This is a genomic window from Micromonospora sp. NBC_00617 (assembly GCF_045161355.1).
In the GTDB taxonomy this organism is placed as follows: domain Bacteria; phylum Actinomycetota; class Actinomycetes; order Mycobacteriales; family Micromonosporaceae; genus Micromonospora.
In genome coordinates this window covers 6647369-6667765 of the sequence record NZ_CP107751.1, presented here as the reverse complement: position 1 = coordinate 6667765, position 20397 = coordinate 6647369, and the positions used below count along the sequence as shown (strand labels likewise).

The 20397-nt window shown below is 72.9% G+C and carries 18 protein-coding genes and 1 riboswitch; of the genes, 5 read left to right on the top strand and 13 right to left on the bottom strand.

Features of this window, described 5'->3' with window-relative positions:
• Window positions 1-8 precede the first annotated feature (8 nt).
• The 4 genes from OG505_RS30985 to OG505_RS30970 all read right to left on the bottom strand — a co-directional run bounded on the left by OG505_RS30985 (window position 9) and on the right by OG505_RS30970 (window position 4700).
• The gene (locus OG505_RS30985; protein WP_007465172.1) at window positions 9-632 is read right to left on the bottom strand and encodes an ATP/GTP-binding protein; all 624 of its coding nucleotides are present in this window, start codon (window positions 630-632) and stop codon (window positions 9-11) included.
• Window positions 613-978: a DUF742 domain-containing protein gene (locus OG505_RS30980; protein ID WP_007465174.1), complete on the bottom strand. Its 366-nt coding sequence runs from the start codon at window positions 976-978 to the stop codon at window positions 613-615. Before OG505_RS30980 ends, OG505_RS30985 begins: the two co-directional genes overlap by 20 nt.
• A 90-nt stretch (window positions 979-1068) precedes the next feature.
• A complete protein-coding gene (locus OG505_RS30975) occupies window positions 1069-1476 on the bottom strand; it encodes a roadblock/LC7 domain-containing protein (RefSeq protein WP_007465177.1) in 408 nt (135 codons plus the stop codon).
• On the bottom strand, window positions 1473-4700 hold the full coding sequence (locus tag OG505_RS30970) for a nitrate- and nitrite sensing domain-containing protein (protein ID WP_405429501.1): 3228 nt from the start codon (window positions 4698-4700) through the stop codon (window positions 1473-1475). The genes OG505_RS30975 and OG505_RS30970 overlap by 4 nt, the downstream gene beginning before the upstream one ends.
• A 446-nt stretch (window positions 4701-5146) precedes the next feature.
• Between OG505_RS30970 and OG505_RS30965 the strand changes: the two genes are divergently transcribed.
• Window positions 5147-6328, top strand: coding sequence for an ABC transporter substrate-binding protein (locus OG505_RS30965; protein ID WP_405429500.1), 1182 nt, complete (start codon window positions 5147-5149; stop codon window positions 6326-6328).
• A gap of 188 nt (window positions 6329-6516) precedes the next feature.
• On the opposite strand, the gene OG505_RS30960 is transcribed toward OG505_RS30965, so the two are convergent.
• Window positions 6517-7377, bottom strand: coding sequence for an ABC transporter permease (locus OG505_RS30960; RefSeq protein WP_405429499.1), 861 nt, complete (start codon window positions 7375-7377; stop codon window positions 6517-6519).
• A gap of 100 nt (window positions 7378-7477) precedes the next feature.
• Window positions 7478-8509, bottom strand: coding sequence for an ABC transporter substrate-binding protein (locus OG505_RS30955; protein WP_405429498.1), 1032 nt, complete (start codon window positions 8507-8509; stop codon window positions 7478-7480).
• 270 nt (window positions 8510-8779) lie between these two features.
• On the opposite strand from OG505_RS30955, the gene OG505_RS30950 reads away from it, so the two are divergent.
• From OG505_RS30950 to OG505_RS30935, 4 genes are all read left to right on the top strand, one after another.
• Window positions 8780-9562: an ABC transporter ATP-binding protein gene (locus tag OG505_RS30950; RefSeq protein ID WP_405429497.1), complete on the top strand. Its 783-nt coding sequence runs from the start codon at window positions 8780-8782 to the stop codon at window positions 9560-9562.
• Window positions 9563-9567: 5 nt separating this feature from the next.
• Window positions 9568-10518, top strand: coding sequence for an LLM class F420-dependent oxidoreductase (locus OG505_RS30945; RefSeq protein WP_405429496.1), 951 nt, complete (start codon window positions 9568-9570; stop codon window positions 10516-10518).
• Entirely contained in the window at window positions 10515-10823 is a 309-nt protein-coding gene (locus tag OG505_RS30940) for a cupin (protein WP_405429495.1), read from the top strand. Before OG505_RS30945 ends, OG505_RS30940 begins: the two co-directional genes overlap by 4 nt.
• 77 nt (window positions 10824-10900) lie before the next feature.
• Window positions 10901-14029 (top strand): hypothetical protein, encoded by a 3129-nt coding sequence (locus OG505_RS30935; protein WP_405429494.1) that lies wholly within the window; start codon window positions 10901-10903, stop codon window positions 14027-14029.
• 123 nt (window positions 14030-14152) lie between these two features.
• Here the strand turns inward: OG505_RS30935 and thiC are convergent, their stop codons facing one another.
• From thiC to thiE, 7 genes are all read right to left on the bottom strand, one after another.
• Window positions 14153-15745 (bottom strand): phosphomethylpyrimidine synthase ThiC, encoded by a 1593-nt coding sequence (gene thiC / locus OG505_RS30930; protein ID WP_405429493.1) that lies wholly within the window; start codon window positions 15743-15745, stop codon window positions 14153-14155.
• Window positions 15746-15762: 17 nt separating this feature from the next.
• On the bottom strand, window positions 15763-16548 hold the full coding sequence (gene thiD / locus OG505_RS30925; protein WP_405429492.1) for a bifunctional hydroxymethylpyrimidine kinase/phosphomethylpyrimidine kinase: 786 nt from the start codon (window positions 16546-16548) through the stop codon (window positions 15763-15765).
• Complete coding sequence (locus OG505_RS30920; protein ID WP_405429491.1) at window positions 16545-17291, bottom strand: thiamine phosphate synthase; 747 nt, start codon at window positions 17289-17291, stop codon at window positions 16545-16547. Before OG505_RS30920 ends, thiD begins: the two co-directional genes overlap by 4 nt.
• Window positions 17288-18067: a thiazole synthase gene (locus OG505_RS30915; protein ID WP_405429490.1), complete on the bottom strand. Its 780-nt coding sequence runs from the start codon at window positions 18065-18067 to the stop codon at window positions 17288-17290. Before OG505_RS30915 ends, OG505_RS30920 begins: the two co-directional genes overlap by 4 nt.
• Window positions 18064-18264, bottom strand: a complete 201-nt coding sequence (gene thiS, locus OG505_RS30910) for a sulfur carrier protein ThiS (RefSeq protein ID WP_234583421.1) — start codon at window positions 18262-18264, stop codon at window positions 18064-18066. Before thiS ends, OG505_RS30915 begins: the two co-directional genes overlap by 4 nt.
• Window positions 18255-19427: a glycine oxidase ThiO gene (gene thiO, locus OG505_RS30905; protein WP_405429489.1), complete on the bottom strand. Its 1173-nt coding sequence runs from the start codon at window positions 19425-19427 to the stop codon at window positions 18255-18257. The genes thiS and thiO overlap by 10 nt, the downstream gene beginning before the upstream one ends.
• Window positions 19424-20047: a thiamine phosphate synthase gene (gene thiE / locus OG505_RS30900; RefSeq protein ID WP_405429488.1), complete on the bottom strand. Its 624-nt coding sequence runs from the start codon at window positions 20045-20047 to the stop codon at window positions 19424-19426. The genes thiO and thiE overlap by 4 nt, the downstream gene beginning before the upstream one ends.
• A riboswitch (TPP riboswitch) is annotated at window positions 20042-20151 on the bottom strand. (Overlaps the previous gene by 6 nt.)
• Between the last annotated feature and the right edge of the window lie 246 nt (window positions 20152-20397).

The window sequence follows — 20397 nt, the reverse complement described above, 5'->3', positions numbered from 1 at the left end:
GCGGCGGTTCAGCCGACCGGCGTGGGAAAGCCCCGACCGTGCTCGGCCTGGAGCCGGAGCATGGCGTGCTCGACCACCGTCACCAGCACCTGCTTGACCGAATCCCGGTGCCGGGCGTCGGTCATCACCAGCGGCACCTGCGGCGAGATGGCCAGCGCCTCGCGAACCTCCTCCAGCTCGTACTGGGGGGCGCCGTCGAACCGGTTCAGCGCCACCACGTACGGCAGGTTGCGGTTCTCGAAGTAGTCCAGCGGGGCGAACGCGTCGGTGATCCGGCGGGTGTCCACCAGGACGGCGGCACCCACCGCACCTCGGATGATCTCGTCCCACATGAACCAGAAACGGGTCTGACCCGGCGTACCGAACAGGTACAGGATCAGGTCCTGGGCCATGGTGATCCGGCCGAAGTCCATGGCGACCGTGGTGGTCTCCTTGCCCGGCACCTTGGACGGGTCGTCGATGCCGACACCCGCGGCGGTCATCACCGCCTCGGTCGTCAGCGGCGTGATCTCGGAGATCGAGCCGACGAGGGTCGTCTTACCGACGCCGAAGCCACCCGCGACGACGATCTTCGCGGAGACGATTCCCCGGCTCGGCCGCCCCCCAGCGGGGTCATAGCCTGCGAAGTCCACTTAGCACCCTTCCAAGCAGTTCCATCCGCTCCTCGAACCCCTCGGCGGGAGCAGCAGTGTGTAACGTCAGCAGGCTCTCGGCCACCATGTCGGCGACCAGCACCCGGGCGACGCCCAGCGGCATCCGGGTGTACGCGGCGATCTCCGCCAGCGACTGTGCACGGCCCTCGCAGACCGTGGCGATGCGGTGCTTGTCGTGCCCCGCGAAACGGGACTCGGCAACCTGGGTGGGAGAGGCGGTGAGGACCGCCTCGAGGGCGATGTCCTGCCGGGGCTCGGTACGACCACGGGTGACCGCGTACGGACGCACCAGAGCGCCGCGCGGGTCAGCGCGCCGTTGGTCCATCCACGATCACCTCCTCGTCCCCAGCGGAGCCGGCCACACCGCCTCCCATCCCTGTACCGGCGCGCGGTCCGCGCGCCGGGTCTTGCGGCGCTACGAACGCACCGCGTCCCTCGGCAGCGGCACCAGCGCGGCACCGACCCGCTCCACCAGCAGCGCCATCTCGTAGCCCACCTGGCCCACATCGCAGCTCCGCGCGGCCAGCACGGCCATCGACGAGCCGTCGCTGATCGACATGAGGAAGAGGTAACCGCTGTCCATCTCGATGACGGTCTGCAACACCCCGCCCGCGCTGAACATCCGGGCCGCGCCCTCGGTCAGGCTCACCACGCCGGAGGTGATCGCGGCGAGTTGGTCCGCCCGGTCCCCCGGCAGGTCCCGGGAGGACGCGAGCAGCAGCCCGTCGGCGGACACCGCCACCACGTGGGCGATGCCCGCCACGCTGTCGGCGAAGTTGGTGAGCAGCCAACCCATGTCCTGCATGGCAGCTGGCCTGTTCATCGGCTCTCCTTGGTCGAGGTGCTGTTCAGGTCCGTGCCGGCCGTCCGACCACGCTGCACACCGCGGTGGTAGGCCGACAACAGGCCGCGTACTTCATCGGGGGTCCGCCGGCTGCGGTCCCGGCCACCCTTCGGTTCGATGCCACCCGGCACGAGCTGTGCCTGCGGCACCCGCTTGGGCAGACCCGAGCGGGTGGTGCCGGCGGCGGCCGGCTCGGCGGCCCGGCTGGCCAGCGACCAGCCCTCGTCGGCCGCCGTCCGCCAGGCGTCCGGGTCCGTGGCCGGCGGGGGCGTGCTCGGCGTGGCAGCGGGGGCGGGGGCGGGGGCCGCTACCGGCGCCGTCCGGGCGGCCGGCGGCGGGGTGTACGACGGCGGTGGTTTCGGCGTCGAGGCGCCACGACCGCCGGTGCTCACACCGCCACGACCGCCGGTGCTCACACCACCGAATCCGTCCATGCTTCCCACGCTCTGCGCTCCCGTGCCCTCGGAACTGCCCGGGGTGCGGGTGGGCAGTGGCGGTCGGGCCGGCGCGGTCGCCGGCGCGGACGCGGTGGCCGGTTGACCGCCGTTGGCCGCCCGTGGGCCGGCGTCAGCGGGCGCGGGCGGTGTGTCGAACTGCGGCCGGGTGAAGATCGCGGTGGCGTCGTCGCCGTGCGACCGGAACCAGACCGCCTCCATCTCCCGGAAGATCGGCGCCTCGGCGGGGAACTCCGGCCGGGTGCTGACCGGTGCGGCGGGCGTCGGCGGCGTGGCCGGTGCGGCCGGTGCGGCGGGCTGCACGGGCGGGGCCGGCGTTGCGGGCGGCGCCGGCGGGGCGACCACTCCGGGACCGGCGACCGGCCCGACGGGCAGCACCGGCGCGCTCCGACCGTCCGTGGTGTCGGCCGTCGAGCCGCGTCGGGGCAGCGCGTCGATGGTCGGGTACGCCACGGTCGGGCTGCCCACCGAGGTGCCCGCGCCGTTGCTGTACGCCGGGCGGGCGGGCGGGACCGGGGTGGCCGGCGCGGCGGCGGGCGGCACCGTCGGGCGGGCCCCGGTGTAGCCGCCGGCCTGCACGGTCGCGGTGGTGTCCCGCGCGTCGACCGGAGACTGCCACTGCGCGGGCGCCGGGGCGCTGGTCCGCCACTGGTCGGGCAGCGTCGCCGCCGCGGTGGTGGCGGCGTACGACTCGGCGTGGTTGACCGGGGTGAGCGGCGTCTGCTCGACCGCCATCGGCTGGCGCGGACGGGTGAGCACCTGCTCGCGGCCCCGGCTGCTGGGCAGGAGCACGGTGGCGGCGGGCAGCGTCACCTGGGCGACGGTGCCGCCCTCCACGTTGCGACGCAGCTCCACCCGGATGCCGTAGCGGGAGGCGAGCCGGCTCACCACGGCCAGACCCATCAACCGGAACGCGGCGACGTCCACGCTCGGCGGGGCGGCCAGCCGGCGGTTGAGCGAGTCGAGCTGCTCGTCGGTGAGGCCGAGCCCGCGGTCCTCGATCTGGATCAGGACGTAGTCGCGGATGCGGCGACCGTCGGCGACGACCGTCGTGTTCGGCGGCGAGAACCGGGTGGCGTTGTCCAGCAGCTCGGCGACGAGGCGTACCACGTCGTTGACGGCGTGCGCGGCCACCGAGATGTCGGTGTCGACGGTGCCGAACTCGATGCGGTTGTAGAGCTCCACCTCGGACTGCGCGGCGCGCAGCACGTCCACGACCAACGCGTCGTCGCGGCGCGGTACGGCCGAGTCGGCACCGGCGAGGACCAGCAGGTTCTCGTCGTTGCGGCGCATTCGGGTGGCCAGGTGGTCCAACTCGAAGAGCTGGGCCAGCCGCTTCGGGTCCTCCTCGCCGCGCTCGATCGCGTCCAGCTCGCCGATCATCCGGTCGACCAGGGTCTGACTGCGGCGGGCCAGGTTGAGGAACATCGCCGAGACGCTGGTGCGCAGCGCGGCCTGCTCGGCGGCGACCCGCACCGCCTCCCGGTGGACGACGTTGAAGGCCAACGCCACCTGACCGACCTCGTCCCGGCTGTTCAGCTGGATTGGGTCCCGGACCTGGCGGACGATCTCGTCCACGCCACCGTCGCCCACGCTGCCCATGTTCTGCAGGCGCTGCACGGCGTCCGGCAGGTCGTGGTTGGCCACCGAGAGCGCGCCCTCGCGCAGCCGGCGCAGCGAGTGGTTCAGCGACCGGGCCAGCACCACGGCCAGCGACACGGCGATGATCAGGGTGAGCAGCACCAGGATCGACTCGACCACGGCCTGCCGGATGACGTCCGAACGCGCCTGGTCGGCCTGCTCGAGCAGCCGGTCCTGCAGTTGGGTCTCGGCCCAGCGCATCAGGTCGTTGACCGCGCCGATGGCGGCGGTGGCGTCCTGCGCGCTGACCAGCGGGCGCTGCCCGACGGAACGGGTGATGTCGGTGGCGACCCGGTCGGAGAGGCCGACCGCGTCACCGGAGACGGTGCTGTCGACGAGGGCCCGCTGCACGGGGTCAGCGGCCAGCGAGAAGGCGACCAGCGCCTCCTGCTGGCTGGTCAGCGTGGCCACGAAGGAGGAGAACTGCTCCGGGTCGAGCTGGCCGGCGGTCAGCGCCGTGAAAGCGACCGCCTCCTCCTCGGCGACTGCCGCCTTGGCGCGGGCGAACGCGGCGACCGCGCGACGGCTGTCCGACAGGCTCTCCTCACCGGGCAGCTGGGCCAGCCCGTCGCCGTAGGCGACCAGGTCGGTGAGGATGACGCCGTAGCGCAGCACCGCCTCGGCGACCGCCATCTGCCGGCGGTCCAGCACCTCCTGGCGGGTGCCGTCCAGGGTGGACAGGTGGTCGTCGATCGCCGCCAGCCGGTCCCGCAACGCCGCCGGCACGTCGCCGATGCGGCCCCGCTCGGCGTTGTACCGCTCCACGCGCTGCTGCGTCTGGCGCACCCGCAGGTTGTACGCGTCGGCGGGCTGCTGGGGAGCGGCCAGGTAGGCCGCCGCGGCCATCCGCTCGGCGTGAAGATCCTGGGTGAGCGCGCTGACGTCGATGGAGAGCGCGGTGAGCGACCGGGCCCGGGTGGCGTCGTAGGCGCCCTCGCCCACCGAGATGAGCCGGACGGTGGCCAGCGCGATAACGGCGGCCACCGGAACGACCAGAATCAGCGCCAGCTTGGACCGGATCCGGGCGTCCCGCAGTCTCGGCAGGCGCCGGCGCGTACGCCGAGCATTCTCGCCGAGCGCGGGCAGGTTCGTCGGTCCGGTGCTCACGACATCGCCTCCGTCGTTTCTTCCCCGCCTGGCCCGCCGAGCCGTGCCGTAAGCGGAGGGGACCACGCGCGGCACGGCCGCGATTTCATCAGAGATGATCGTGTTTGGGAAGGCGCAGTGAGGCAGGAAACGGTCGGACGGCGCGGAACCCGTGATCCGGTCAACTGATACCTTCATTTCCGCAAGCCCCTGAACAGGGCATGTAACTCCAGAGTGGTCACGCGTGTGTGCAAAGTGAGCTTTTGCAAACATTGCGTTACCCCAGCATGTGGGATGACCGTCCCGAGAATGCAACCGGGGTCCGCGCTTGACCACAGCGCCGGCCATTGGCAAGGTTTTGCAGGCTTCGCGCACACACCGTACGGCAGAGGAGATCCCGTCCTCCACTGAGGACGGATTAGCGGCGGTGACCGGGCAGCGCCCGCGCCCGCACCTGGAGGACTGAGTTGAGCCCCATCCGCTCCGCGACCATCGCGGCGCTCGCATCGGCCGTAGTGGCCACCACGCTCACCGGCTGCCAGTTCGGCGGAGCGGAGCAGGACACGAGTCCGATCGTGATCGCCGCGGATCTCGAACTGTCCGGGGCTGCGGCCCCGAGCGGTCAGACATACCAGCGGGCCCTGAAACTCAAGGTCGAGCAGTTGAACTCCTCCGGAGCACTGAACGGCCGGAAGATCGATCTGAAGGTCAAGGACAACCGTTCCGACGCCGCCGAGTCACTTCGCAACATCGCCGACTTCAGCAGCGATTCCCAAGTCAGCGCCATCGTCATGGGTGGCTGCAACGAATGCGCGGTCGGCGCGGTCGGCATCATCAACGACAAGCGGATTCCCACCATTGCGCTCGCCGCTTCCGGTGCGATCGCCAGCCCGGTCGCCGAGCGGCACTACGTGTTCAAGCTCGGCCCGAACGCGGCGGACAGCGCCGCGGCGCTCACCACCGAACTGCGTCGCAAGAACGTCCGCAAGGTGGGCCTGCTCGCCAGCAACGACGACTACGGCCGGGAAGGCGTGCTCGCGCTGCGCCGCGAACTGACCAAGGCCAGCATCAAGGTGGCCGGTGAGGAGTCGGTGAAGATCACCGACACCGAGGTCGGCCAGCAGGTCGACAAGCTCGCCAAGCTCAAGCCCGACGCGCTGGTCGTCTGGACCCCGCCGGAACAGGCCGCGCTGGCCGCGACCAGCGCCCAACAGGCCGCGTTCCGGGGGTCGCTGTTCTTCGACGCGGGAGCGGCCGGCGATCTCTTCCTCGGTGCCGCCGCCCGAGCCACCGAGCGGGCCACGCTGATCTTCACCCAGACCATGGTGATCGACGACGTGATCGCCACCACCCCGGCGAAGGCGGCCCGGCGGCAGTGGTTCCAGGACTACACGGCCCGCTTCGGCGGCTACAACGGGGCCTCGTCCTTCGCCGCCGACGCGATCCAGCTGATCGCCGACGCCGAACTGCGGGCCGGCGGCCCGGCCGGGAAGGTCGACCGGGACGGCATCCGCGACGTGCTGGAGACGTCCCAGATCGACGGCCTCTCCGGCCCGATCCGCATGACGCCCGACAACCACTCCGGTCTCATGCCGCAGGCGCTCACCACGCTGGTCGCCCGCAACGGGCGCTGGCGTTTGGCGGGGTAGCCCGGCTCGTCGTGCTCGGCGTTGGGGCTGTGGCCTACCGTGCCCGACTCCGGACGGTCAGGCTTGATCCCTGCGCCGGGCATGGTAGGCCACAGCCCTCCCGCGTCACCGTCATCGGAACGGGCCGGCCTCCTTCGTGGGGGCCGGCCCTTCGCGTTGCCTTTGTTGTTCAGCTCTGCCGATCGGGGTTAGCGGCTGCTGGTGGTTTCTCTTACCCAGGGCAGCGCGAACCGCTCGACGAGCACGAGCGCGGAGTAGAGCAGGATGCTGACCAGCGCCACCAACATGATCGCCGCCCAGCCGGTGGCGGTGTCGCCGACGCCCGCGTACTGAATGATCACGTAGCCCAGGCCGCTCTCCCCGGCCTGGAACTCACCGATCACCGCGCCGATGGCCGCCAGCGGCATGGCCACCTTGAGCCCGACGAAGATCTGCGGCAGCGCCGCCGGGAACCGCACCTTGCGGAACGCCTGCCAGCGGGAGGCGTTCCACGAACGCACCAGCTCGGCCAGGTCGGCCGGCGTGGTGGTCAACCCCGTCGCGGTGGACAGCACGATGGGGAAGAAGCAGAGCAGGAACACCATGGTCAGGATCGGCTTCTGGCCCCAGCCCAGCGCCACCACCAGCAGTGGGCCCAGGGTGATCTTCGGCACGGCGTTCACCGCGACCAGCAGCGGGGTGAACATCCGTTCGACCGTGTGGGAGCTGGCCAGGGACAGTCCGATCAGGACACCCGCGGCGGCTGACAGGACGAAGCCGACCAGGATCTCCAGCAGGGTGGTCCCGGTGTGCTCCAGCATCTGGGCGGGCTTGTCGACGAACGCGGTGAGCACGTCCCCCGGCGGCGGCAGGGCGGCCGGGTGGACCAGCTCCAACCGGGCGATCAGCCACCAGGCGGCCAGGGCGACCACGAGACCGGCCGCGGGCAGCAGCGCCGCCCCGGTCCCCGCGCGCAGGTCGGCGCCCCGACCCGCCCGACGCGCCTCCGGTCCGGCGCCCGGGGATGGGGGCACCGTCACCGCCGGCTCGGCTGAGCGGACGTCGGTCATCTTGTCCTCCTCGTAATTCGCCGGCCACGGGGACCGACGAGCGACGGGGGTACGTCCCGCCGGATCCGGCGGGACGTACCCCCTGGTGACGACCGGACGATCAGGCCTTCGGCGCGAGGCTGAAGTCGATGATCTGCTCGGGGGTGATGTTCTGCTTGAGCGCGCCCGCGCCCTGCAGGATCGCGATGCTCTTCGCGACCCGGCCGCTGTCCAGCGTGCCGATCGCGGTGCCGGAGTTGCCGGAACGCACGTACGCGGCCATCAGGTCCAGCTCGGCGGCGGCTGCTGCCGGGTTGGCGGCGTCGACGTTCTTCTTCAGGATCTCGCCGGCCTCCTTGGAGTTCGCCAGGCTGTACTCCAGACCCTTGAGCAGCGCCGCGGTGAACCGCTTCACCATCTCCGGCTTCTCCTTGGCGATCTTCGAGGAGGTGATCAGCACGTTGCCGTAGAGGTCCTGCATCACGTTGCTGTACGGCAGCATGACGGCCTTCTTCTTGGCCACCGCCTCGATCGTCGGCTGGCCGACGACGAACTGGCCGATGCCGTCCACCGACCCGCTGGCCAGGGTGCCGATCAGCGCCTGCGCCTCACCGTTGACCCAGGTCACCTTGCTGGCGTCCACACCGGCGAGTCGGGCGTACGTCGGGAACAGGTTGCGGACCACGGAGCCGGGGGTATCGGCGAGCTTCTTGCCCTCCAGGTCCTTGGGCGAGTTGATGTTCTTGCCCTCGACGGTGGCGATGCCGGCCATCGTGCGCTGCTGGATCGCGGCCACCGCCGTGAAGTCCTTGGCCTGGCCGTTGCCGAGCTGGAGCAGACCACCGGTGAGGTCGATCGGCCCGAAGTCCGCCTGGCCACCGACGACGGTCTGGATCACGCCACCGGTGCCCTGGCCGGCCTTGATGTCGACGTCGAAGCCGGCCTCCTTGAAGAAGCCCTTGTCCTTCGCCACCCAGGCGTAGGAGTCACGGCCGAAGTTGCCGAAGGAGGTGAGGTAGGTCACCTTCTCCAGCGCTCCGTCCTTGCCGCCCTTGGCGTCGTCGGACGAGTCCGACCCGCTGCTGCAGGCGGAAACAAGGGCGAGGGCGGTGGCCAGCGCGGCCGCAGCGACCGTACGGGTCAGCCTTCTCATCAGTGCACCATGTCCTTTCCGACCGGGGCCGCAGGCCACCGGAGGGGGTTGTCGCGACAGTACCGGCGTGAGGGGTAGAAGCCGGGCACCGCCATCGTGAGGGGACTCTTCGCGGGCACAGCGTACGAGAAACCCACAGTTGCGACGCCAGGCGTATCGGGTTGCGGAACGGATACAACATGACGACCACCCCGGACGGTGCGATATGCCAACGAGGCAGCTAGCCTTTGTCGGATTCCTGACCGTCCACCTAGCGGAGGTACGCCGCAGATGATCCGACTGTCCGGGGTGTCGCGTACCTTCGAGGGCCGATCCGGCCGGGTCGAAGCCCTTCGCGGCATCGACCTCGACGTCGCCGAGGGCGAGTTCGTGGCCGTGCTCGGGCGCTCCGGCTGCGGGAAGTCCACCCTGCTGCGGCTGATCGCCGGGCTGCTCCCGCTGACCTCCGGCGAGATCACCGTGGCCGGTACGCCGATCACCCGGCCCCGCCGCGACATCGCCATGCTCTTCCAGAAGCCGGCGCTGCTGCCGTGGCGCAGCGTGCTGGACAACGTCCTGCTGCCGGTGGAGATCTTCGGCTGGAGCCGCGCCAAGCACCGCGAACGGGCCCGGCAACTGCTCGACGTGGCCGGGCTTTCCGGGTTCGAGAAGCGGCTGCCGCACGAACTCTCCGGTGGCATGCAGCAGCGGGTGTCGCTGTGCCGGTCGCTCATCGGCGAACCCCGGGTGATGCTGATGGACGAGCCGTTCTCCGCGCTCGACGCGCTCACCCGCGAGGAACTCTCCGGCGAACTCCAGCGCGTGCACATGGAGAACAAGCCGTCCATCGTCTTCGTCACCCACTCGATCGACGAGGCGGTGCTGCTCGCCGACCGGGTGGTCGTGCTGAGCCCCCGTCCCGGCCGGATCCGCAAGGTGGTCGAGGTGGCCATCCCCCGACCCCGCACCCTGGGCCGCAACGCCCATCTCGCCGACGTCGCCCGGGTCAGCGCCGACCTGCACGAGCTGTTGATGGAACGCGACCAGCCGGCCGCCGCCGGCGTGGAGGGATGAGGAACATGCGGGTGTCGGTCTTCACCGAGCCCCACCGCGGCGCCGACTACGACACCCAGCTCCGGTTCGCTCGACTGGTCGAAGCCGGCGGTTACGAGGGCTTCCTCCGCGCCGACCACTACCAGTCGATGGGCGCCGACCCGGGCCTGCCCGGCCCGACGGACGCCTGGCTGACCCTCGCCGCGCTGGCCCGCGAGACCCAGCGGATCCGGCTCGGCACCCTGGTCACGTCGGCGACCTTCCGACTGCCCGGCCCTCTCGCCGTGCTGGTCGCGCAGGTTGACCAGATGAGTGGCGGCCGGGTCGACCTCGGCATCGGCGCCGGCTGGTACGAGCGCGAGCACACCTCGTATGGCATCCCGTTCCCGGCCGTCGGCGAGCGCTTCGACCGACTGGCCGAGCAGCTTGAGGTGATCACCGGGCTGTGGGCCACCCCGGTGGGCGAGACGTACAGCTTCACCGGTGACCACTACCGGCTGGTGGACGCGCCCGCGCTGCCCAAACCGGCGCAGGTGCCCGGCCCGCCGATCATCGTGGGCGGGCGCGGTCCCAAGCGGACCCCCGAACTGGCCGCCCGCTACGCCGACGAGTTCAACATGCCGTTCAAGTCCGTGGCCGAGACCGCCGGGGCGTACGACCGCGTGCGGGAGGCGTGCGACCGCGTGGGTCGGACGGAGGCCGGCCGAGCCCCGCTGGTGCTCTCCGCCGGGATCGTGGTGGCCATCGGCCGCACCGACGCGGAGGCCGCCCGTCGGGCCGCGCCACTGCACGAGAAGAGCGCGCTGCCACCGGAGGACCCGGTGGTCGGCTCGCCCGCGCAGCTCGTGCAGCGGATCGGCGAGTTCGCCGAGATCGGCGCCACCCGGGTGCACCTGCGCATGACCGACCTCGACGACCTCGACCACCTTGAGCTGATCGCCGCCGAGGTGCTTCCCCAACTGGACGGTGAACGATGACGGACGTGACCGACGGCACCGAACTCGGGCCGGTGGGCCAGGAGATCGTGTACGAGAACGACCGGGTCCGGGTCTGGCACATCCGCCTCGAACCGGGCGAGCGGCAGCCCCTGCACCGGCACGACCACCCCTACCTGGTGGTGGCGATCCAGGGCGCGAAGAACGTCGTACAGACCATCGACGGCACCCGGATCGACGCCGACGAGCCCGCCGGCGGGGTCGTCTACCGGGACCCCGGCGCCGTACACATGCTCACCAATGTCGGGGACACGACATACCTGGCCCGACTGGTCGAACTCAAGTAGACCCGCCGGGCGCGCCTCGCCGCGCCGCGCGGCGCGCCGGTGGCGATCGGGTGTACCAGGTGCGTAACGTGCCGGACATGGCCTTTCGGACCTGGGGCAGACTACTGCTCACGGCGCTCGGGGTGAGCGTGCTGGCCGGAGCCGGCCAGCTCGGCGTCGCGTACGGCTTCGGCATCGTCCGACTCACCGGCGCCTTCACCGGCACGACCGTCAACCAGTGGCCGGCCCAGCTCGTCTGGGTGGGCTGGTTCGCCGCGAACGCCGCCGTCACCGGCGCCGTCCTGACCGGGCGTCTGGCCCGCCGGGACACCCCGCCGGCAAGCACCGGCCGGCAACTGGCCATCGGCGGCGCGGCCGCACTCGGCGCCACCGCCGTGGCCCCGCTCTGCATGCAGCCCGCCCGAGCCGCCGAGTTGATCTCGGTGGATCCGGTCTGGGCGGTCGGCATCTGCGCCATCCTCGGGGCGGTCATCGGAGCGGGCGCGGCCGTCGCCGTGCTGTTCCGACCGGAACTGGGCTGGAACATGGCGGCCGTGGCCGGGGCGGTCTGGCTGCTGGCGTTGATCTCCGTCCTGCCGTCGCTCGGCACCGCCGGCCCGCTGCCCACGGTCCGACTCGGCGTCCTCGAACCGAGCTGGCTGAACGATGCCGCCGCACAGCGGCTGGCGCTGCTCCTGCTGCCCGTGGTGGCGCTGCTCGCGGGCGCCGCCACCGCCGGGTTGGCCCGCTGGCGCGGCCAGGTTCCGCTGGTCAGCGGGGCGACCGGGGTGGCCGGTCCGGTGCTGGTGGCATTCGCGTACCTGACCGCCGGCCCCGGCGACGCGGTGGACCGCTACCAGACCACCCCCTACTACGGCGCGCTGATCGCGGTCCTCGCCGGCGCCCTCGGCGCCGCGGCCGCAGCCCTGCTGCGCTGGCCCGTCGGCGCCCGCACCGCCGATCCCCAGGCGATCGTGCCGACCGACATCCTGCGCCCGCTGCCCGCCGGCCCGCCCCTGCCGGGCGCCGAAGCGGCGAGGTCGACGGGTCCGGCCGACGACCACCGTGACTCCGAGCCCACCGCCGACGCGGCCCCCACCGGTGGGCAACTGGCCGACACCGGTCCGGGTCCGCACGCCGCCGAGGACACCGCCACCGTACGCACCGTCCCCGCCCACTGGGACTGGCCGGCGACCACGGCGAGCGGCCAGCACGGCACCGTCCCCACCGACGCGACGCCCCCGGGGCAGGCGCCCCGGCCGGTCGGTCGCCGCCAGCACGCCGACACCACCCTGGACGCGCCGACGGCGGGCACCCCGAGCCAGGACGCGCTCCACACGGGCGGGCAGCATGACCGCGCGACCAACCCGTCGGCCCCCGCCTCCTGGCTGACCGACCCGACCGGCGAGTTCACCGCCGGGCGACAGTCGACCCCGTCGAGCCGGGACGGTGACGCCCTCGGCGCCGCCGACCCGACCCCTGCCGTCCCGGCGTCCACCGCTGCGGCGTCCACCGCTGCGGCCGGCGACACCGGGGTCGTCGTCCCGACACCCCGCGCGGACGCCGACGACCCGACCGGCAAGACGACGACCACGGCCGGCGGGGGCGAGCGAAGCAGCGACAACACGACGACCAGCGACCCGGCGACCCCGGGCACGCCGGGCACGCCGAGCGCGGGCACGCCGAGCGCGGACGACGCGGCCACGCCGGTCGCGAGCAACGCGACCACGCCGGTCGCGGACGGCGCAGGCACGACGGTCGCGAGCAACGCGACCACGCCGGTCGCGGACGGCGCAGGCACGACGGTCGCGGGCAACGCGGGAATGCCGAGCGCGGGCAGCGCGGCCACGCCGAGCGCGGGCAGCGCAGCCACGCCGAGCGTCGGCGACGCGGCCGCGCCGAGCACGGGCGACGCGAGCGACGGCACTGCCGACGCACCCGCGCCCAAGCCGCGCCGTACCCGCAAGCCGAAGTCCACCCCCGCCGACGTCACTTTGGGCACGACCGCCGAGGGCACGGCGGCAGCCGCCGGATCGGCCGGTGGGCGCACCAGGCGACCGGCCCGGTCCGGCAGGGCCACCGACGTGACCGGCGCCGACTCCGTAGGCCCCAGCGACCACGCTGCTCCCCCGCCCGACCGGGACGCTCCCCCGCCCGACCGGGACACCGAGCCCGGCCAGGGGAGTCAGATCGGCGGCAAGGATCCGCAGGAGCAGGCCGTCGGGACCGGTGCAGAGAGCCGGCGCGACGGGTCCGCCAGCACCGATTCGGCGGTCACCACCGCCCCGGTTGGGGATCCCGCACCTGTCGAGGGGTCCGCGACGGGCCGCGCCGAACAATCCGCGGCCGGCGGCGCTTCGTTGTTCGGCGGGGCGACAGCCGACGGCCCGGGGACCGACCGGTGGACCCCGACGGCACCGGCCTGGCCGGTCACCTCGGCGTGGACCGCCGCACCGGGCACGGGGACGGCCGACCCCGAACCGTCCGCTTCGGATGCTCCCGTCCCGGCAACCGAGTCGACCGACTGGACGCCCCGCTTCCGGCACCGGGCGCCGCTGCCGGACCTGAGCCGCGCCAGCACCTGGGACGCCTTCAACACCACTCGACGGGCCGCCGCGTCGGATCGGACGACCAGCACGGCCGACCAGAGCGCCAGCACTCCCGACCAGGGCAGCCCGACAGGTCCGACCATCAGCACACCGGACCAGGACAGCCCGACCGCCGCCACGTTCGACGGGGGCCGGTCGACGGGCCGCGCCGCCAGCACCACGGGCCAGGGCAACAGCACGACAGACCAGCCCGGCAGCACGACGGACCGGGCCGGCGGCACGCGCGGCCGGGTCGGCGAGGCTACCGGCACGCCCGCCTCGGCGGGATCTCTCGCGCCGCCGTCGGCCGGTCCGGGCATACCCGAGCAGGGCGGCGCATCCGGCACCGCCGGCAGCGACGGGCCGGACAGCGACGCCGGGCGGGCCGCGCCGACGTCCATTGACGACGCGGAGCAGCCCTCCCGGCGGGGACGGCTCGGTGGCCTGTTCCGGCGCAACCGGGCCCGGGCCGACGAGGAGAATCGGCCCGGCGCGGATGCGGCAGAGCCACTGGCCACGCAGGACGAGGAGTTCGTCGACTGGGTCGCCGCGCTCGGCAAGCCGATCGCGGACAACGAGCCGGAGCAGGAGAACGGCCGTCGCTCGCTGCGCTCCACCGGCCGTCACCACCGCGACTGACCCACCTGACGACAGTTCGGGACACCGACCCCGTGCGATCGACTCGGGTTCCCTGAATCCGGGCTGTCCACCGCGCCGGGACACCCCGACTTCAGTGAACCCGAGTCGATCAGGCCGGACCGGTCAGGCGAGCGGCAGGTAGACCTTCCCGCCGCCGGAGACGAACTCGGCCGACTTGTCCTTCATGCCGCGGGCCGCGTACTCCTTGAGCTCTTGGGTGATCTTCATGGAGCAGAACTTCGGGCCGCACATCGAACAGAAGTGCGCCGTCTTCGCCGGCTCGGCGGGCAACGTCGCGTCGTGGTACGACCGCGCCGTCTCCGGGTCCAGCGAGAGGTTGAACTGGTCCTCCCAGCGGAACTCGAAGCGCGCCTTCGACAGCGCGTCGTCCCACGCCTGCGCGCCCGGGTGCCCCTTGGCCAGGTCCGCCGCGTGGGCCGCGATCTTGTACGCGATCACGCCCGCCTTCACGTCGTCCCGGTCCGGCAGGCCGAGGTGCTCCTTCGGGGTGACGTAGCAGAGCATTGCGGTGCCGAACATGCCGATCATCGCGGCGCCGATGGCCGAGGTGATGTGGTCGTACGCGGGCGCGATGTCGGTGGTCAGCGGGCCGAGCGTGTAGAAGGGCGCCTCGTGGCACCACTCCTGCTGGAGGTCCACGTTCTCCTTGATCTTGTGCATGGGCACGTGGCCGGGGCCCTCGATCATCACCTGCACGTCGTGTTCCCAGGCGATCTTCGTGAGCTCGCCGAGGATGCGCAGCTCGGCGAACTGCGCCTCGTCGTTGGCGTCGGCGATCGAGCCGGGCCGCAGCCCGTCACCGAGCGAGAACGTCACGTCGTAGCGCGCCAGGATCGCGCACAGCTCGGCGAAGTTCGTGTAGAGGAAGTTCTCCTCATGGTGGGCCAGGCACCACGCCGCCATGATCGAGCCGCCGCGGGAGACGATCCCGGTGACCCGGTCCACGGCCAGCGGCACGTACGGCAGCAGCACCCCGGCGTGCACCGTCATGTAGTCGACGCCCTGCTCGGCCTGCTCGATGACGGTTTCCCGGAAGACGTCCCAGCTCAGCTTGACCGGGTCGCCGCCGACCTTCTCCAGGGCCTGGTAGATCGGCACCGTGCCGATCGGCACCGGCGAGTTCCGCACTATCGCCTCACGGGTCTCGTGGATCCGCTTGCCCGTGGACAGGTCCATCACGGTGTCGGCGCCCCACCGGGTGGCCCAGGTCAGCTTCTCCACCTCCTCGGCGACCGACGAGCTGACCGCCGACGTGCCGATGTTGGCGTTCACCTTGACCAGGAACGCCTTGCCGATGATCGCCGGCTCGCACTCCGGGTGGTTGACGTTGAGCGGCAGCACCGCCCGGCCGGCGGCGATCTCGGCCCGCACGAGTTCCGGGTCGACGTTCTCCCGGATCGCCACGAACTCCATCTCCGGCGTCACCACGCCGGCCCGCGCGTACGCGAGCTGGGTCGGACGACGTCCGTCCACACCGGCGAGCGGCGTACCCGCACCTCGTACCGGCGCCACGTCACCTCGCTCCGCGATCCACGGGCCCCGCAACGCGGGCAACCCCACCGACGGGTCCGCTCCCGGGCCGGACGTGTCGTAGAGCCGCACCGGCGGATGGTCGCCGGTCAGCGCCACCTCGGCGAACGGCACCCGCACATCCGGCCGTGACCCCTCGACGTACACCTTGCCTCGTGCCTGCATGACAACCTCCCTGGTGATCAGGCGGACCAGCCGAAGTGATCCAGCGGCCCGCGCCCCGCGCCCAGCTCCCAACCCCGCGCGCCGGTCAGCGCGCGGAGCACGTACTCCTTGGCGGCCCCCACCGCCGCCGGCACCGGATCGCCCAGCGCGAGCCGCACGGCGATCGCCGCCGAGAACGAGCACCCGGTGCCGTGGGTGTGCCGGGTGTCCACCCGTGGCCCACGCAGCAGGGTCGTGACGCCGCCCCCGTGCAGCACGTCGACCGCTTCGTCTCCGCCCAGGTCACCGCCGGTGACCACCACGTGCTCCGGGCCGCCGGCAACGAGGGCCTCCGCGGCGACGACCATCCCGGCCAGGTCGTCCACTGCGCGTCCGGTGATGGCCGCGGCCTCCGCGCAGTTCGGCGTCGCCACCCGGGCGTACGGAAGCAGCCGCTCCACCGCACCCACCACACCGAGCCGGTGGCCGCTCGTGGCGACCAGCACCGGATCGACGACGAGCTGGGGCAGCCGGCCGTCCCGGGCGGCCCGGGCCACCACGTCGGCGACGGCGGGTGTGCCGAGCATTCCCGTCTTGACCGCGCCCACGGTGAAGTCGGCGAGCACGCTGTCCAGCTGCTCCGCGACCGTGCGCGGCGGCAGCGGCAGGACGGCGTCGACACCTCGGGTGTTCTGCGCGGTGACCGCCGTGAGGACGCTGGTGCCGTACGCCCCGAGCGCCGCGAAGACCTTGAGGTCCGCCTGGATGCCAGCGCCGCCGCCGGAGTCGGAGCCGGCGATGGTTAGCAGTGTGCTCGGGGTCATGTTGCCTCTTTGGTTGCGGTTTGGGGCTGCGGCCGACCGTGCCCACTCCGGGCGGTCAGGCTTGATCCCTGCGTGGGCACGGTCGGCCGCAGCCCCCGTCGTGGGGACCTGGCTGCCCCCGTGCCGGCTGGTAGGAGCTTGGGGGTGACCGCCTCCTGAAAAGCGCTGCCGAGCTTGGCGGCTGTTTCGATGGGGTCTTGGGCTCGCATGAGTGCGCCCAGCACTGCCACTCCGCTGGCTCCTGCCTCGACGCAGGCGGTTACCTGTTCCGGTGTCTCCACTCCCCCGAGGGCCAGGACGGGCACCGGGCTGGCCGCGACGAGCGCGCGCAGCCCTTCGACATGCAGGGGTGGGCCGTAGCCGGGTTTGGATTTTGTCGGCCAGACTGGGGAGACGGTGGCGTAGTGCTCGGTGGTCAGGCGGTTCAGCTCCGCCACGCTGTGGCAGGAGCGGCCGACCAGTTGGTGGGGCGGCGGCGGGTACGGGCCGGCGGCCGGCAGGTGGACGGCGTCGCCGCCGAGCGGGTCGGGGCCGGCCACGATGAGGGTCCCGCCGGCGGCGGCGAGGATCGCGCGCAGGTCGACCGCGAGGGCGACGCGCTCGGCGCGGGGCAGGTCCTTCTCCCGCAGCACGACCCAGCGCACTCCCCCGACGACGGCCCCCGCCACGACCCGTTCGAGACCGTCCCTGGCGACCAGCCGATCGGTCAACAGGACGACCCTCGACGGCACCAACCCCGTCACAGGTCTGGTCTTCCCTCGTCGGGAGTGGACGGCAGGGCGTGGAAGCGGCGGGCGATTCGGCCCGCGCCGGCGGCCAGGCGGCCCGCTTCGACCGCGTACCGCATCGCCGTGGCCATGCCGACCGGATCGGCGGCCCGGGTCACGGCGCTGGCCAGCAGGACCGCGTCGCAGCCCAGCTCCATGGCCAGGGCCGCGTCGGATGCCGTGCCGATGCCCGCGTCCAGGATCACGGGTACGTCCACGCTCTGGCGGATCAGCCGGATGTGGTGCGGGTTGCCGATGCCGAGCCCCGAACCGATCGGGGAGCCGGCCGGCATCACCGCGGCACAGCCCACGTCGGCGAGGCGGCGGGCGAGCACCGGGTCGTCACTGGTGTACGGCAGCACCGTGAAGCCGTCGGCGACCAGCTCCTCGGCGGCGCGGAGCAGTTCCACACCGTCGGGCAGCAGCGTCCGCTCGTCGCCGATCACCTCCAGCTTGACCCAGTCGGTGTCGAACGCGTCGCGCGCCAACCGGGCCACCTTCACCGCCTCGGTGGCGGTGTGGCAGCCGGCGGTGTTCGGCAGCAGCCGTACCCCGCACCGGTCCAGCAGGTCGAGCAGCCCTCCGGCGGTGCCCGGGGCGGTGTCCACCCGGCGCAGCGCCAGCGTGACCAGCTCCGTGCCGGACGCCCGGATCGCCTGTTCCAGCACGTGCAGGTTCGCGGCCCCGCCGGTGCCGAGGATCAGCCGCGACGTGAAGGCCACCCCACCCAGTTCGAACGACATGCCACTCACCCGCCCTGCGCGGCGGTCAGCACCTCGACGCGGTCACCGTCGCGCAGCACCGTGCCCGGCCAGCCGGCCCGGGGCACCACCTCGCCGTTGACCGCGACCGCGACGCCACGCTGGTGCGGGGCGACGTCGCGGACCAGGTCGGCCACCGACGCGCCGCCGGGGACGCTGCGCCCGGCCCCGTTCACCGTCAACTCCACCGGTCCTCCTCGGTCGTGGGTCCAGGTCCGCTCAGGTCGCCCGCCCCGGGCCGCGCCGCGCCGCCGGTCCCGGTCGACGCGACGGCGAACCGGTCCGCGCCGAAGGGCGCGAGCAGCGGGTCGGGCACGCCGGTGGTCACCAGGTCGGCGATCTTCTCGGCGGTGATCGGGGTGAGCACGATGCCGTGCCGGTGGTGTCCGGTGGCGGCCAGGACCTCGGGCCGGCCGGGCAGCGGCCCGAGGATCGGGGCGTTGTCCGGCGTTCCGGGCCGTAGCCCGGCGACCGCCTCGACCAGGTCGTACTCGGTCAGTTCGGGCAGCAGGTCGACACCGGCGCGCAGCAGCCGCAGCACCGCGCCGGTGGTGACGCTGGTGTCCGCGCGCTCCTCGACCGTCGCGCCGAGGACCACCTCGCCGTCGGCGCGGGGCACCAGGTAGACGTGCTCGCCGTCGGCGTACCCCCGGATCACGTGCCGGAAGCCCGGCGCGACGCCGCCGGGCGCGCGCAGCCGGAGGATCTGGCCCTTCACCGGCCGCACGGGCAGGCCGGTGAGCGCGGTGGCCCCGCAGCCGGCGGCGACCACGGTGACCCCCGCGTCCACGTCGGACAGCCGCCGGACCGGCCGCGGCACGAGCACCGCGCCGGCCCGCCGCGCGGCCGTGCGCAGCGCCGGCACCAGCAGCCGGGGATCGACCTGGTGGTCGGTGGGCGCGAGCGCGCCGCCGCGCACCCGCGGGGCGAGCGCCGGTTCGCGGTCGCGCAGCTCGCTCGGGCGCAGCGGCGTCACCGGCAGACCCAACCCCTGTTGGTACGCCCAGAGCCGGCGTGCCTCGGCCAGGTCGTCGCCGGTCAACCCGACCATCAGGGTGCCCTCGGTCCGGTAGCCGATCTCGGTGCCGCTCGCCTCGGTCAGCTCGGCGGCGAACCCGGGCCACCGGGCGGCGGACGCCACCAGCAGCTCGGTCAGCCGCCGCTCACCGAAGTACGCCTCGGCGACCGGGGAGAGCATGCCGGCGGCGACGGCCGACGCCCCCGACCCGGGGGCCGGGTCGTGCACCGCCACCCGTAGTCCGCGGGTGGCGCAACGCCAGGCGATCGCGAGCCCGATCGGCCCCGCGCCCACCACCGCCACGTCCACGGCAGGGGCGGCCGATCCGGTCACGCCAGCGCCCGGAGCAGCTCGGCGGTGGCGCCGGCCGGGTCAGCGGCGTCGGAGAGCGCACCGACCACCGCCACCCCGTACGCTCCGGCGGCCCGCATCGCCGGCACCCGGTCGGCGGTCACCCCGCCGATCGCGATGACCGGCACGTCGACGGCGTCGGCGACGGCGCGGACGCCCGCGGGCCCGATGGGATCCGGCAGGCCGCTCTTGGTGCTGGTGGCGTGGCACGGGCCGACGCCCAGGTAGCTGGCCCCGGCGGTGACCGCCTCGACAGCCGTCTCCGGCGCGCGTGCGGTGGCGCCGAGCACGCCGGTCGGGCCGAGCACGTGCCGGGCGGCGGCGACCGGCAGGTCGCCGGCCCCGACGTGCCCACCGGCGGCGCCCACCGCGAGCGCCACGTGCAGCCGGTCGTTGACCAGGCAGGTCGCCCCGTACGGCACGCAGAGCGCCAGCACCCGGCCCGCCAGGTCGTACGCTTCGCGGTCGGTCGCGGAGTCCTCCACCCGGACCTGCACGACGAGGTCGGCGCGGGCCGCCGCGAGGGCGGCCCGGACCACGGTGAGTGGGTCACGCCCGGGTCGGGTGTCGGTGATCAGATGCAGTCGTCCAAGGGACGGCACGGCAACGCTCCTCCCTGCGCCGGCATTACCCGGATCAGGTTCGACGGTCGGGGGCTGTCAGCCCCCCTCTCAGCCCGGTACACCGGGCTCCCGTGGGTTACTTGCGTGTCACCGTACGACAGTTCCGCCGGTCTGCCAAGGGAGGGCCCGTCGGCCGGGTACGGCTCCGTCGATGGGGTACTTTCTCCGGTCCTGTTCGGATTGTCGCCGGCCGTTGCAGAACCGTTACCGGCCGGCATCTTGCCCGACATGGATACACCAGAATTAATTTGTTCAGCGATTCGACAAAATGCCGGCGGGGACGCCCTGGCACGGCGTCTCCACCGGCTCCATCCGGGACGGTCTTCGGC

What these genes read in the sequence shown, in the direction of transcription:
- OG505_RS30980 (WP_007465174.1), bottom strand. Translation starts at nt 978, where the DNA reads ATGGACCAACGGCGCGCTGACCCGCGCGGCGCTCTGGTGCGTCCGTAC.
- OG505_RS30975 (WP_007465177.1), bottom strand. Translation starts at nt 1,476, where the DNA reads ATGAACAGGCCAGCTGCCATGCAGGACATGGGTTGGCTGCTCACCAAC.
- OG505_RS30960 (WP_405429499.1), bottom strand. Translation starts at nt 7,377, where the DNA reads ATGACCGACGTCCGCTCAGCCGAGCCGGCGGTGACGGTGCCCCCATCC.
- OG505_RS30955 (WP_405429498.1), bottom strand. Translation starts at nt 8,509, where the DNA reads ATGAGAAGGCTGACCCGTACGGTCGCTGCGGCCGCGCTGGCCACCGCC.
- OG505_RS30950 (WP_405429497.1), top strand. Translation starts at nt 8,780, where the DNA reads ATGATCCGACTGTCCGGGGTGTCGCGTACCTTCGAGGGCCGATCCGGC.
- OG505_RS30945 (WP_405429496.1), top strand. Translation starts at nt 9,568, where the DNA reads ATGCGGGTGTCGGTCTTCACCGAGCCCCACCGCGGCGCCGACTACGAC.
- OG505_RS30940 (WP_405429495.1), top strand. Translation starts at nt 10,515, where the DNA reads ATGACGGACGTGACCGACGGCACCGAACTCGGGCCGGTGGGCCAGGAG.
- OG505_RS30935 (WP_405429494.1), top strand. Translation starts at nt 10,901, where the DNA reads ATGGCCTTTCGGACCTGGGGCAGACTACTGCTCACGGCGCTCGGGGTG.
- thiC (WP_405429493.1), bottom strand. Translation starts at nt 15,745, where the DNA reads ATGCAGGCACGAGGCAAGGTGTACGTCGAGGGGTCACGGCCGGATGTG.
- thiD (WP_405429492.1), bottom strand. Translation starts at nt 16,548, where the DNA reads ATGACCCCGAGCACACTGCTAACCATCGCCGGCTCCGACTCCGGCGGC.